We start from the raw sequence: 14010 nt of genomic DNA, 5'->3' as shown, positions 1-14010 counted from the left end.
TGCTTTTGAATCCAACCGGTTGTCGCCGTGCGTCAGACCAGTCCGCGTCCTTCGATGCGCAAGGTGGGCACGAAGCCCGCAGTCTGGCGCGGAAATTCTACGTGCAAGCCCCGGTGGTCCCGGCGATGCGCCAGAGGGCCGCCTCCGAGCAGAGTCACGCGCTCGACGACGCCGGCCTTGGGGCCTGCGGCGAGCGAAGTGATCGTCACGTCCCGCTCCGGCTTGCCCAGCACCAGGGCATAGAGTGCGCCCTTGTTGGTGGTGAAGCGAATGTCGCGCGCGGTGAAAGGCTTGGCCTTCTCCTCGTTCTGCATGCCGACCGCCGGGAGGGTCGGGCCTTCGCCATAACGCCGCCAGGGACGCGAGCCGAAGATCGCCTCGCTGCCGGTCTTCATCCATGTCGTCATTTCGTCGAGGATCTTCTCCTCTTCGCCGTCGATCGAGCCGTCTCCCGGTTGCGGGATCGAGAGCAGCAGGTTGCCGTTCTTCGAAACGACGTCCGCCAGGCGCTGGATCACGTCTTCGGCGGTCTTGTAGCTTTTGTCGTTGAGGCGGGCGACGTTGTAGAACCAGTCGCCGATGCAGGTGTCGGTCTGCCAGGGTTCGTCCCAGATATGGTCGGTATAGCCGCGTTCCACATCCTGGACGACGCCGAAACGCGCCTCGGGCGAGAGCTGCTTGGCGGTCAGGACCACGTCGATCTTGCCGTGCCATTGAATCGAACGATTGTAGTAGTCCGCCGCTGCCTCCAGCCCGACCGGGCCGAACGGCAAACCGTAGTCGTCGAAGTAGACCAGGTCCGGCCGGTACTTGTCGATCAGGTCGGTCTGGCGCAGCAGCCAGCGGGTGACGTAGGCGGGGTCGTCTTTGGGGCCGCTTTCGATCCACTGGCCGTTGTTGGCATCGTGCCAGGCGTTCATCGCCTCTATGCTGTCGATCCCGTCGGGTAGAACGGCGTGCCCCCCGGTGTAAAGTTCCTGCGGGTCCAGTCCGTCCCACCATTGCCCCTGGCCGTCTCGCTTGCGCAGGCGGAAAGCGTCGTAGCGCACGCCCTTGCGCGGGCCGGTCGGATCGTAGCCATAGGCGGTCTGATACCAGTGCCAGGCATGGGCGGCGTGGTTGGAGACGCCGAAGCGCAGCCCGGCCTTGCGCGCGGCTTTCTCCCAGATCCCGACGACATCCTTGCCGGGGCCCACGCGCAGGCTGTTCCAGGCATGGTAGCGGCTGTCATAGCAGTCGAGATTGTCGTGGTGGCAGGCAAGAGCGACGAAGTACTTGGCGCCGGCCCGCTTGTAGCGATCGATCAGCGCGTCGGGATCCCAGCGTTCGCCCTTCCAGCGGTTCTGGATGTCCTTCATGCCCTCGACCGAGGGATGGCCGTAGGTCTTCAGGTGATGCTCGTACATGGGGTGGCCCTGCATGTACATGAAGCGGCCGTACCAATCGCCCTGTCCGGGGACCGACTGCGGCCCCCAGTGCGACCAGAGTCCGAGCTTGGCGTCGCGAAACCACTCGGGGTAGCGGTAGTGGTTCACCAGCGAGGACCATGTGGGCCTGACCGGGCCGGGCGCCGTGCCCATGGCGCTGGCGGCACGGGCCGCCTGGGCGAGGCTAAGGGCAGCGGCGCCGGCCAGGAACGCGCGGCGTTGCAGATCCATCATGGTTTGGTTCCCAGGGTCCTGGCGATCGCCGCCAGCGCGAGAGGTCGCATCACCTTATAGCCCTGCGGCGTGGGATGGACGCCGTCGGTGGAAAGCCCCGGCTTCATCGCCCCGTCCGTTTGCGCCATCGCGCGGTGGTAGTCGACGAAGGCATATCCACGCGCGCGGGCATAGGCGGCAAGCCGGGCATTCATTTCGGCCACTTGAGCCGCCGGTTTCAGCGCCGGGCTCCAGGGAAAGGCGGCCGCAGGCGGGATCGAGGCGATGATCACCCTGATCCCGTGAGCACGGGCCAGTTCCGCCATGCTCTGGATATTGCCGAAGACAGTCTCCATCGTCGCGGCGCCGGTATTGCCGGCGATATCGTTGGTGCCGGCCATGATATGCACCGCCTGCGGCTTCAGGGCGATGACGTCCTGCCGGAAGCGCACCAGCATCTGGGCCGTCGTCTGGCCGCTGATGCCGCGATCGACGAGCCCGCCGGTAAAGAGCTGGGGATCGGCGTTGATCCAGTTGTCGGTGATGGAATCGCCCATGAACACGACCGAGACCTTCTGCCCCGCAAGCGCCCGGTTTGCTGCGGCATAACGGCAGACCTGTCCGAAATCGCGCGTGAGCATATGCAGGTTCCACAGGTGCCATCCCGCCGCGTCGCTGGGGGCAGGGTGAACGGGGCAGGGATCGGCGACAATGCCGACCGGATCGGCGGCGTGCGGATCGCCGGGGACCGCCGTCTCCGCGAGAGCGGGGCGGGCGGTTACGAGAGCGAGTGCGACAAGGGGGATGCGGCTCTGCTTCATTTTTCGTCTCCGAGTGCCTGATCGATGGCGCGCTGGGCGACCGGGGCCATCACGGCATAGCCGTCGTCGAGCGGATGAACGCCGTCCTGCGTGAAGCGGGCCGCCATCAGGCCTCTCTCGTCGGCCAACGGCGTGAAGTAGTCGGCAAAGGCATAGCCCCGGCGCTTGCAGAAGGCGCGCAGCCAGGCGTTCAAGGCGCGGATCCGCACCGGATCCCGCTCCTTTAGAACGTCCTTCGCCGCCGGGGTATAGTCATTCACGGGCAGCAGCGCGCCGAACACCATCCTGATCCCGTGAGCATCGGCAAGGTCGGCCATGGTTTCCCAGTTCGCCTCGATCTGCTCGGTCGTTTCGTGCTGGAGGAAGCCTTGCAAGTCGTTGATGCCGGCCAGCACCACGACCGCAGAGGGTTTCAGCGCGATCACGTCCTGGTGGAAGCGCAGGATCATCTGCGCAGTCACTTGACTGCCGATCCCGCGATTGATGTAGCGCCTGCCGGGAAAGCTGGCGGCCAGGTTCCAGCGATCGGTGATCGAGTCGCCCAGGAACACCACGCGTCGCTCGCCCGGGCGCGGCGCGGGCAGGGCGGCATTCGCGGAGGCGTAGAGGTAGCGCTCCCCGAAATCCTCCATCAGGCTGGGCACGAGCTTGGCGCGAAAAGGCCCCAGCCACTCGCCCCAGTCCTTTTCGGCGACGGTGCGGCGTTCGGGCGAACTCTGGTAGTGCTGCGCGGCTGCGGGCAAGGCGTGCAGCGTGGACACGCCGGCCAGGAAGGTCAGGGCGGCGACACGATCCCTCATGCGAAAGCCACTTCGTGCGCGCCCGCGAAGGTGGCGAAGAGCGCAGGCCATGCGGCGGCCTGCATCGCGGCGGGCAAGCGCACGCCGAAGCCGTGACCGCCGTTCTCGAACACATGCAGCGCAGCGGGGCGTCTCGCCTCCTGCAAGGCCTGGAACAGGGCGAGACTGTTGGCGGGTGGGACCAGGCCGTCGTCGGCGGCGTGGATCAGGCAGGTCGGGCACGTCGCCGCGTCCACGCGTGCTTCCACCGAACGGATCTTCTGCATGGCCGGGGTCGATCCGGGACCGAGCAGGTTGTCCCGCGATCCGGCATGGGCGAAAGCGGCGACGAGGCTGACGACTGGATAGACCAGGCCCGCGACTTGCGGCGCGGCACTCAGCCGGTCGGCCTCGTCGATCGGACGATAGACATCTTCCGAATGGCGTGTCGCCAGCGATCCGGCGAGGTGCCCGCCGGCGGAGAAGCCGAGCACGCCGACGCGGCCGGGATCGATCCCGTACCGCGCCGCGCCTGCACGGATCAGGCGCATGGCGCGCTGCGCATCCTGCAAGGGAACGTCCTCGCGCCGGCTCCAACCTTCGCCGGGAAGGCGGTAGAGCAGGATGAAGGCGGTGACGCCGCGCGCGTTGAGCCATGCGGCCTGGCTGGTCCCCTCGTTGTCATAGGAGAGAAAGCCGTAGCCACCGCCCGGCACCACCAGCATGGCGCTGCCGTTGGGCCTGGCCGGACGCTTCACCACCAGGACCGGGCGGTCGATCCCCGTCACCCAGCGATCCGGTCGCTTGGGATCGCGGGACTGCTCGGTCACCTTGCGCTGGATGGCCTTGCCGGAGGCGCCGGGCGGAGAGCCGGGCCAGAGCGGCACCACTTCGTCTGCGGCACCGGTCTGCCCCTGCGCCAGCCGGGGCAGCAGTGCCATCGCGGCGGCAGCGGCCAAAGTGGTGCGCCGGGTCATCCGGGTCATGCCGTCTGCTCCTCGAACGCGGGGGAAGAGGCCTGCCGGATGGGCGACATGGCGTTTCCGATCCGGGTCGCCGCCTGCCGCACGCAGAGGCTGCATTCCTCGATCGTGGTCTTGCTGGCCGGGCCGGCCACGAACGGCACGGTCAGCGCCGCCCGCGCGCTGCCGCCCAGCAGGATGGGCGCCGAAAGGTCGGTGATGCCGGTCAGCATCGGACTGGGCTCGCTGGCGCCGCCGGCCGCGAGAACCGCGTCGAGTCGGGTCAGCAGCGCAGCTTCGTCGAAATCCCCGCTGGCGCTGCGAATGTCCGACAGCATGGCGGCGCGTGCTTCGGGCGACTGGAAGGCTAGAAGGATGCGGCCGGAGTTCGACAAGTGCAGTGGGCGGCGATAGCCTACGCGAACCGCGAACCCGGAGAGACCGGGCGCCTCGATGGCGATGATCACGATCATCTCCGCGCCCGACGCCACCGCCAGATGACAGCTTTGCCCGACGCTGCGCGCCAGTTCCTGCATCACCGGCAGCGCCGTGGAGGCAAGGTCGCGGATTGGCGGCTGGCTCATGCCCAGGGCGAAGAGGCGATTGGTAAGCTTATAGCCATCCTCCGCACGCGCGATATACCCGTGCTCCTCGAGAACCTGAAGCATGCGGAATATCTCGCTGACCGATCGGCCCAGCGCCGCCGATATGTCGGACATGATCAGCGGCTCGCTCGAACCCGCTAGCAGTTCGAGGATTTCCAGTCCCTTTTTCAGCGCCGGCGCCTGATAGCGCGTCTTGCCGTTCATCTAACCTCTCCAGACCTGATCGCACCACCTTTGCCGAGGTCGACCGGAATTGCCACGTTCAAGAACCATAATGCAAATATGAAATCAATTTTTATATTTCACAACGTTGCTTTTGGGAGTAAGGAGTCGTCCAGCCGCTGCATCGCTCCGTGCTCATCTCTTCCAGCTTGGCCGGATGACGTGGCGGAACGAAAACACGGTTTCCGAATGACGTGCTCCGTGCAGGAGCCAGGGAGAGGGGAAGTCCATGAGGACGATTGATCAGGCATCGCGCCGTGCGCGTCTGCTGGCAGGTATTTCGGTGGCGACGGTGGCGCTCGGCGCGGTGGCGCCCGCAAGCGCACAGGACGTCGCGCCGAGCGAGGATATCATTGTCACCGGTGTGCGCGCCAGCCTCAGCAGTGCGCAGTCGATCAAGCGCAATTCCGACGTGATCGTCGATTCCATCGTCGCTGAAGACATCGGCAAGCTGCCAGACCGCAACGTCGCCGAAGCGCTTCAGCGCATCACCGGCATCCAGATCCAGCGCAGTTTCGGCGAAGGCAGCTCGGTCTCGATCCGCGGCCTCAGCCAGGTGCGTACCGAAGTGAACGGGCGCGACGTGTTCACCGCCAACGGGGGACGCACCCTCAGCCTGGAAGACGTCCCTTCGGAACTGCTGGCCGGCGTCGACGTCTACAAGAACCCCTCGGCAGACCAGATCGAGGGCGGTATCGGCGGCCTCATCAACTTGCGCACCCGCAAGCCGTTCGATTTCGACGGCTTCAAGGCCTCTGCCAGCGCCAGCATCAACTATTACGACCTTTACGGAAAGTCGAAGCCTCAGGCCAACCTTCTTCTTTCCGACCGCTGGAATACCGGGATCGGTGAGATCGGCGTCATGGTCGATTTCGCCTATCAGAAGACCGCGTTCCGCCAGGACCAGATCTCCAGCCAGCCCTTCTACGAACTGGACCAGACGCTGGGTGCGAACGGCACCCCGAACGATCCCGCCGACTATGCGGTGGCTTCCGGGCTGGGACGCCTGGGCCAGGACACCTATCTGCCGCACGGCGTGGGCATCGGCCAGTATCTCGGCGACCGTCGCCGCCTGGGCATCGATGCCGCCATCCAGTGGAAGCCGACCGAGACGCTGTTGTTCACCGGCGAATATGTCCGCTCCGACTACAAGTTCCAGTACGGCGACTACAGCTTCTTCGCCTACACCGGCGACAATCCGATCACGCCGGATTACACCCAGCGCTTTACGTTCGACGACGACGGCAATTTCCGCAGCGGCACTTTCGCCAACGTGCCGATCGATTCCAACACCAGTCTCGAGCGGCGCAAGTCGGTCACCAACGACTTTTCGCTCAATGTGAAGTGGAATCCCACCGGCAACCTCACCGTCAACGGCGACCTCCAGTATATTCGCGGCACCACCGACGGCCAGCGCTCGATCGTCATCCTGCACTCGAACGCGGAGCGGCTCTACCAGGTCGTCGGCAGCGGCGTGCCGACGATGGACATCCTGCCCGACAACGATCCCGCCAACGGCAACGGTTCCGTCACGGACGTGGCGAACTATGCCCCGCTGGGCGGCGGCTACCTCGACCACATCGAGCGTTCGGTGGGCAAGGAATATGCCGGGCGTCTCGACGCGGAATACAAGTTCGACGGCGGTTTCCTGCGCTCGATTTCCGCGGGCCTGCGCTATACTGACCGCTCCGCCGTCACCGACAGCAGCACTTACGCATATTACGGCACGACCGCGCTGGCGGACAACCTCTACGAGGTTCACCCCTTCCGCGGCGATCTCTATCGCGGCTACCAGGGCGTGCCGGACGGCGGCGTGTTCTTCAGCCGCGGCGTCGTTCTGGACTATGACGCCACCCGCCAGGCCCTGGCGCCCTATGTCAGCGATGCCCAGCGGCAGTCTCTGCTGGACGGGGTGAGCTACGTCCCCAGCGATCGCAACACGCAAGGCGAGAAGACCTACACCGCTTACGGCCTGGCCAAGTTCGACTTCGAGGACGCCGGTTTCCCGCTCGACGGCAATATCGGCCTGCGCGTGATCAAGACCAAGGTGTCGACGGACGGCTTCATCGTCCAGACCCCGCAAGTCATCGTCGGCGGTCAGCCGGGCAATGGGCCGATCTCCTACGTCGGCTTGGGCGTCAATTCCAACTACACCAAGGCGCTGCCCAGCCTGAACTTGCGTTATCACTTCAGCGACAAGCTGCAGCTTCGCCTGGCCGCCTCGAAAGGCCTCACCCGCCCGGACTTCTCGCAGCTCAACCCCAACATCAACATCGTCGAGTTCAACTCCGGTAGCGGGCTGCGCACGGCATCGAGCGGCAATCCGTTCCTGAAGCCGCTGGAGGCCAAGCAGTTCGACGCCTCGCTGGAATGGTACTTCTCGCAGACGGGATCGCTGTACGGCGCCGCCTTCTACAAGAAGGTGGACGGCTTCATCGCCAACATTACCAGCACCGAGACTTACGACTTCGGCAATGGCCCGTTCAACGTCGATGTCACCCGCCCGCTCAACGGCGACAACGGCAAGATCAAGGGCTTCGAGATCGGCGGCAACACCTTCTTCGACTTCCTGCCCGGCTTGCTCTCCGGCTTCGGCGTCCAGGCCAACTTCACCTATGTCGACAGCAAGGCGCCCAGTCCCGACGCGGCCGACAACGAAGGCAACAAGCTGACGGTGCCGCTCGAACTGCTGTCCAAGTACAGCTACAACCTGATCGGCTTCTACGACAAGGGACCGCTTTCAGCGCGCGTCGCTTATAACTGGCGCAGCAAGTACGTCGTCACCACGCGCGGGAATGGTAGCGGTAACCTGCCGATCTTCAACGATGCGCGCGGGCAGCTGGACGCCTCGATCACTTACACCGTCACGCCGAATTTCGCATTGACCCTGGACGGGGTCAACCTGACCAATACCGAGAACCGCACGTATTACGGCATTGCCAGCAGGCCGCAGTCGAACGTGTTGAACGACCGCCGCGTCAGTCTGACGGCCCGCCTGACCTATTGATCCGCCTTGCGGCGCGGGCGCTGCTTGCTACTGGTCGGAAGGACCGACCAGTAGCATTTGTTGGGGACGAAAACGAAAAAAGGGAGACCGGTGCGACAGGTTCTGCTCATCGACCTGGCTGACGAAGCCGAAGCCATCGCCCGCTACGAGGCATGGCACAAGCCGGGCGCGGTTCCGGAGCCTGTCGTCGCGAGCATCCGTGCCGCGGGGATCAGCGACATGGAGATTCACCGCACCGGCAATCGGTTGGTCATGATCATGGAGACCGATTCCAGCTTCGACTCTCGTCGGAAGGCGGCGGCCGACGCTGCCGATCCTGATGTCCGTGCCTGGGAAAGCCTGATGGACCAGTTCCAGCGGCCGCTGCCCTGGGCTTCCGCCGAAAGCAAATGGACGTCGGCAAGCCGCCTGTTTTCCCTTCAAGAACAGCCCTGAGGACAAATGCGCACGATGCGATCCGCTGCCATCCTGCTGGCCTCGGCCATGCTATCCCTCCCTCTCGCCGCTCTGGCGCAGGACGACGTACCGCATATCGAGACGCGCGGCGGCCGTCACGCGCTGATCGTGGACGGGGCGCCGTTTCTGATGCTGGCGGGGCAGGTCAACAACAGCACGAACTATGCCGAGCCCTTGCAGTCGGCCTGGCCGGTGCTCGACCGGATCGGTGCCAACACGATCGAAGTCCCCGTCGCCTGGCAGCAGCTTGAGCCCCGCGAGGGACGGTTCGATTTCAGCTTCGTGCAGACTCTGCTGGACGAGGCGCGCGTGCATGAAAAGCGGGTGGTCCTGCTCTGGTTCGGGGCCTGGAAAAACACCGGGTTGGCTTATACGCCCGACTGGGTGAAGCTCGACAATGGCCGTTTCCCGCGCATGAAGAAGCCGGACGGCAGCGATCATGATGTGCTGTCCCCCCACGGTACCGAGACGCTGCGCGCGGACAAGAAAGCCTTCCTGGCGCTGATGACGTACCTGCGCGACCACGACGCGCAGAATACCGTGATCCTGGTCCAGCCCGAGAACGAGGTCGGCAGCTACCGCAATCCCCGCGATTATGGCGCGGCTGCGCAGAAGCTCTTCGCCGGCCAGGTGCCCGTGGTCCTGTCGCGTAAGCTGGGCCTTGGTTCAGGCACCTGGAGCCAGGTCTTCGACGCGGCGGCCGATCGGGCCTTCAACACCTGGTTCACGGCGCGCTACATCGAGGAACTGGCCGCGGCGGGCAAAGCCGTCAAGCCGCTGCCGATGTACGTCAATGCGGCGCTGTCCGACCCGTTCAAGGACCCCGATCCGCACAGCGTGGCCAGCGGCGGGCCGCAAGGGGACGTGCTCGACATCTGGAAGGCGGCCGCGCCCTCGCTCGATTTCGCCGCGCCCGACATCTACGATCGCAAAAGCCGCAATGTCCTGAAGCACCTAGACCTCTACACGCGGCCCGATAATGCCTTGATGGTGCCGGAGATCGGCAATGCGCGCGAATATGCGCGCTATTTCTGGCCCGCGCTCGGGCGGGGCGCTATCGGCTTTTCGCCCTTCGGCATGGATGGAAGCGACTTCTTCAACTATCCGCTGGGAGCGAAATCCCTCGACGAGGCGACGCTGGAGGCATTCGGCGCGAAATACCGCGTGCTGTCAGGTTCCATGCGGGCTTGGGCGAAGATCGCCTTCGAGCACCCTACCTGGGGTGCCGCCAAGCCGGACGACGGCGGCTTGCAGCAAACCACGATGGGCAAGTGGCAGATCACCGCCAGCTTCGGCCAGTGGCAGTTCGGACAGCGCGAATGGTTTCCCGAGGCAGACTTGCCCGCCTGGGCCACCGAGCCCGTGGGAGGGCTGGCCGTTGCCCAGCTATCCGCCGACAGCTTCCTGCTGACCGGGGATCATGTGCGCGTGTCGTTCGCATCCGCTGTGGGCAGCCCGCCGAACGGGCTGATCGTCAAGGTCGAGGAAGGGCATTTCGCCAAGGACGAATGGGTCACCGATCGCGTCTGGAACGGCGACCAGACCGACTACGGGCTCAATCTCACGGCGCGTCCGGTGTGGCTCAAGGTAACGATGGGGCACTATCGCTGAACGCTTGGCCGTCCGCGTTTCAGCGCGACCCGCTCAAGTCCCTGCCGAGACCGGTCGCGGCCCAGTAGATGCCGCCCATCAGGTGAGCGAGGTACTGCGGGTCGCGATAGGCTTCGCCGTTGTGGCCCAGCGTGGTGACGAAGACCCGTCCGTTCTCATGGCGGTGCTGCCAGGCGACCGGGTGATCGCCCATAGGCCTGGCGACTTGTCCCGGCCAGATCCGGGTGGGATCGTAGCTGCTCTCGTCGACCCGCAGCACGGTTTCGGTCTTCACGTTGTGCGGGTTGGCCGTGACGTAGAACTCATCGCTCCAGATCCAGCGCCGGGGCAGACCGAAGGTCGCAGGGAAACCGGGGTCGGCAACGGTGACGACGCCGGTCTGCAACATCGGATGAATGACGAAGCTGCGGCCGACCAGCTTTTCGAACCACGGCCAAGCGCCGGGCTTCGCGATCAAGGCGCGGTGGACGACGACTGCATTGCCGCCCCCGCGCATATAGGCTTCAAAAATCCGCCGCTGCGCAGGGCTGAGTTCTTCGCCCGGGGTGTTGAGGAACATGACGGCGGCGTAGCGCTTCAGGTCGCCCTCGAACACCGACGGATCGTTGGTGTAGGTCAGCTCGAAGTCATGGAGCCGGGCGAGATGTTCCAGGCTGTCCCGCGCGATCGGGATATATTCGTAGTGGTACCTGTTCGGGATCGCCAGGACGAGCAGCCGGTACTGCGGATCGGCCCAGGCGCTTGCCGGAAGGATGAGCGCGATCAGGACCAGCAGCGCCCGGATAGCGCGCATCACTGGCCGATCCGCGCGGCATAGAGCGCATGGTGGGTGAGGATGTAGAGCGTGCTGCGACCCTCGCCGCCGAAGACCAGTTGCAGGGGCCGCTCCGGTACGTCGATCCGTCCTATCTCTTGGCCTTCGGGCGAGTAGACGAAGACTTGACCATTGGCGACGTAGACGCGCCCTTTGGCATCGCTGGCGACACCTTCGCCGCCGCGCTCGGCGAAGGGCTTGAGGCCGGTGACGCTGCCCCCCGCGCCGACGATACCGCTATAGGTGCGGTTTTCCGAGGCGTTGGTCACCAATACGCGTTCGCCGGGCTTGCCCTGGACGAAGCCGTAAGTGTCGAGCGAGTCCGAGAAGCGCAGGCCGCGATGGTCGGACGGGCCCTGCGCGAAGACGCGCCAGGCGGGCAGCACCACACTGCCGTCCGGCGATGCATATTCCTGCGCTTGCGGCTTTGCCATGTTGCGGGTGAACATTTCGGCCAAGGTGGTGAACCGGTAGCTCTTGGGATCGATCTGGTCCTTGAACTCGCCATTGATCCACCAGTTCACCGGCAGCACGGTGGCGGCGTCGTTCGAGCGCTGCGCCGGGCGCGGCGCGATCACGGTCAATTCGGTGTCGGGCGATCCGGGCTTGAGGCTGTAGACGGTACCGTTGCGCCCGAAGGAGGACAGGACCAGCAGGTTTCCGGACCGGTCCACGGTCAGGTTGACCGGATCGAGCGTGGCATCCCGCACGATCTCCAGCTTGCCCTGGTCTGACCAGCTCCAGATGCGCTGGAAATGCCGGTCGATGAAGTAGAGCTTGCCCGCCGCATCCACCGCGCCGCCGCCGATCGAGTGGAAGCCGTCGGCCAGCCTCTCGACCTGTGCGCCTTCGAAGCTGGCCGGAACGACAGGGGCGGGCGAGCCGGTGACGTCCAGCACCGCGAACTCGCGTTCGCGCACGTCGAGGCCGTGCGTCACATCGCGCAGGGCGTTTTCGTAAGGGAACTTGGTCAGGCGCAGGAACGTGGCGCAGCCGTTTTCGTCGCAAGTGCCCAAACCGCTCTCGGCATTCACATGGACGTTGCGGAAACGGATATCGTGCGAGTTGTAGAGGGTAACGGCGGCAGGCGCGGCCTTGCGGGTGCGGGTGACGCGATAGGCGTGGAGGTTGGCGACCAGGATATTGCTGGAATCTCGGATTTCCAGCGCGACCGCGTCCCCGCTCTCGCCGGCCTCGCCCTCGGTCTGCGGGGCCAGGAGTTCCCAGTTGGATACGCGGTTCAGGCCGATCTCGGTGCGGACATGGTGCTCCACGGAGGCCTGGATGATCCGGCCGGGGGTCTTGGTGTCGGAGATCAGGATGCCGGGATGGCCGAAGGTGCTGGGGCTCCAGACATTGGCGAAAGTGCCGCCGCCGCCCTGCGTGACCCAGAGGCTGGCGTACTGCCCTTCCCAGCGCCGCGACGCGTCGGGATCGGCGGTGGCGTTGTTGTTATACGGATCGGTCCGGTTGCCGTCGAAGCGGTTTGTGCCGTGGCCGCCCTGGAACTTGACGTCGTTTACCATGGAGCGGGCACCCGCCTTCCACAGCAGGGCCGTGGCGCGCGGATTGTTGCCGCTGGTGTCGAGGCCGATCCCGGCGACGATCGCATCCCCGCCCGCCGCGCTTTCAACCAGTGCCTTGGGCGCGCCGATGCCGGCGTAAGCGGCTGACCCGTCCGGTAGGACGATTTGCGTCCGACTGGGGTGGAGGCCGATCAGCACCGAGTCCGGGCGCAACCGCAGGGTGTCGCTCACCTTGTAGAAGCCGGAGGGGAGATAGACCACGCGGTGCGTGTCGATCGCCTTCTGGAGCGCGGCGGTATCGTCGGTCAGGTTGTCTCCCTTCGCGCCGAACGTGCGGGCGCTCGCCCATTCGGAAACCGGCGGCAATGCGCGGATCGCCGAGGGGGAAGAAGCGGGCAGGGCGGAGAGCGGCGCGGCATCGATTTGCGTGCGGTACTCACCCATCTTGCCGAACGCGGGCAGCGTCAAGCCGTGGGTGAAGGAAGCGACCTTGTAGCTCTCGCCCTTGCCGGGTACCGTCTTGCCGCTGTCGCGGAAGCGGGCGAAGACCGGGGTGCGTGAGGCCAGCGCGTTCTGGAAGCCGACCTGGGTATAGACGTTGTTCTCGTTGGAAACGATCACACCCGCCTTCGAGACGTTCTCGAAGCGCACGTCCTGTCCCCAGAGCCAGTCGCCATAGCCCTTGTCGATCTCGATGCCAACGGGCGTGTCGCGGATCGAGACGTTGAGCAGCGTCAGCCCGGCTTCATGCTCGCGAATGGCCGCGTCGCGCTGGCCTTCGAAAGTGGAATCCACCAAGGCGAACGGCCAGGCGGGGGAAGGCTTTTCCGCGAGGATGCCGTAGCGGCCGCCGCGAAAGTGCAGATCCTCGGCCTCGTTGGCGACGTGGTAGAGCCCGGCGAGACCGGAGCCGATGTCGAAATCGACATGGCTGACGAAGCTGTGCTGGGCGGAGTGGAAGCGGATGGCGGTGGCGGCGGGATTGCCGTCGAGAATCCGGAAGTCGATGTTGCCGAGCGCCGAGTAGAACGTGCCGGGATTGGCGTCTGCCACGTTCTTGTTGAAGGGCACGGAGCCGGGCGGCGGGAAGGCCACTTCGCGTGTGTCCTTGGGATCGCGTTCCCGCGCGGAGCCTGCGAAGACGAGCATGTGCGCTACGCCGCGCTGGAAGCCGGCGGTCTTCGCGCCGAGCACGATGACCGGGCGCTTCTCTCCGACGCCGAAGATCCGCACGCCTGGCCAGAGGAACAGCGTGCGGCTGATGCGATAGGTGCCTTGCGGCAGGAACACGATGCCGCCGCCGACGCCCTTGCCCGCAGGGCCTTGCGCGGCCTTGTCGATCGCCTGCTGGATCGCGGCGGTATCGTCCGCGCGGCCGTCGCCGATGGCGGAAACGGTGACGGCGGCGGGCTCGTCAGGCATGGCGGTGTAGACGGAGGGTGATGCGGCGAGCGGTGCGGCGGCCATCAGGGCCAGTGTCGCCGTCGAGGCTCCGAGGATCGCGCGCATCGGTAATTCTCTCCGTGATATCGTTGGGGGTCATCGTCCCGGACTTGCTCCGGGACGA

General features: G+C 65.5%; 10 protein-coding genes. 3 read left to right on the top strand and 7 right to left on the bottom strand.

The annotated features are described in order from the left end of the window. Positions 1 to 32: 32 nt before the first annotated feature. From L284_RS36540 to L284_RS36520, 5 genes are read right to left on the bottom strand one after another with little or no spacing between them, the layout of a single operon-like run. Positions 33 to 1661, bottom strand: a complete 1629-nt coding sequence (locus L284_RS36540; protein ID WP_040713243.1) for an alpha-L-fucosidase — start codon at positions 1659 to 1661, stop codon at positions 33 to 35. Further along, the gene (locus L284_RS36535; protein ID WP_021234293.1) at positions 1658 to 2461 is read right to left on the bottom strand and encodes a GDSL-type esterase/lipase family protein; all 804 of its coding nucleotides are present in this window, start codon (positions 2459 to 2461) and stop codon (positions 1658 to 1660) included. Before L284_RS36535 ends, L284_RS36540 begins: the two co-directional genes overlap by 4 nt. Beyond that, positions 2458 to 3261, bottom strand: a complete 804-nt coding sequence (locus L284_RS36530; RefSeq protein ID WP_021234292.1) for a GDSL-type esterase/lipase family protein — start codon at positions 3259 to 3261, stop codon at positions 2458 to 2460. Before L284_RS36530 ends, L284_RS36535 begins: the two co-directional genes overlap by 4 nt. Then, a complete protein-coding gene (locus tag L284_RS36525) occupies positions 3258 to 4226 on the bottom strand; it encodes an alpha/beta hydrolase (RefSeq protein WP_031342267.1) in 969 nt (322 codons plus the stop codon). The genes L284_RS36530 and L284_RS36525 overlap by 4 nt, the downstream gene beginning before the upstream one ends. Beyond that, on the bottom strand, positions 4223 to 5011 hold the full coding sequence (locus L284_RS36520; protein WP_021234290.1) for an IclR family transcriptional regulator: 789 nt from the start codon (positions 5009 to 5011) through the stop codon (positions 4223 to 4225). The genes L284_RS36525 and L284_RS36520 overlap by 4 nt, the downstream gene beginning before the upstream one ends. A 247-nt stretch (positions 5012 to 5258) precedes the next feature. Between L284_RS36520 and L284_RS36515 the strand changes: the two genes are divergently transcribed. The 3 genes from L284_RS36515 (at position 5259) to L284_RS36505 (ending at position 10103) form a co-directional block, all read left to right on the top strand. Continuing rightward, entirely contained in the window at positions 5259 to 8036 is a 2778-nt protein-coding gene (locus L284_RS36515) for a TonB-dependent receptor (RefSeq protein WP_021234289.1), read from the top strand. 90 nt (positions 8037 to 8126) lie between these two features. After that, positions 8127 to 8471 (top strand): L-rhamnose mutarotase, encoded by a 345-nt coding sequence (locus L284_RS36510; protein WP_021234288.1) that lies wholly within the window; start codon positions 8127 to 8129, stop codon positions 8469 to 8471. A 15-nt stretch (positions 8472 to 8486) separates the two neighbouring features. After that, positions 8487 to 10103, top strand: a complete 1617-nt coding sequence (locus tag L284_RS36505) for a DUF5597 domain-containing protein (RefSeq protein WP_031342265.1) — start codon at positions 8487 to 8489, stop codon at positions 10101 to 10103. Between the two features lie 19 nt (positions 10104 to 10122). On the opposite strand, the gene L284_RS36500 is transcribed toward L284_RS36505, so the two are convergent. Then, positions 10123 to 10896, bottom strand: coding sequence for a ThuA domain-containing protein (locus tag L284_RS36500; RefSeq protein ID WP_021234286.1), 774 nt, complete (start codon positions 10894 to 10896; stop codon positions 10123 to 10125). Further along, positions 10896 to 13952 (bottom strand): glycosyl hydrolase family 28-related protein, encoded by a 3057-nt coding sequence (locus tag L284_RS36495; protein ID WP_021234285.1) that lies wholly within the window; start codon positions 13950 to 13952, stop codon positions 10896 to 10898. Before L284_RS36495 ends, L284_RS36500 begins: the two co-directional genes overlap by 1 nt. Positions 13953 to 14010 lie beyond the last annotated feature (58 nt).

It is taken from the genome of Novosphingobium lindaniclasticum LE124 (assembly GCF_000445125.1).
Classification (GTDB): Bacteria; Pseudomonadota; Alphaproteobacteria; order Sphingomonadales; family Sphingomonadaceae; genus Novosphingobium; species Novosphingobium lindaniclasticum.
Note: the sequence above shows the minus strand (reverse complement) of the source record. Positions and strands in the feature narration are given on the sequence as shown.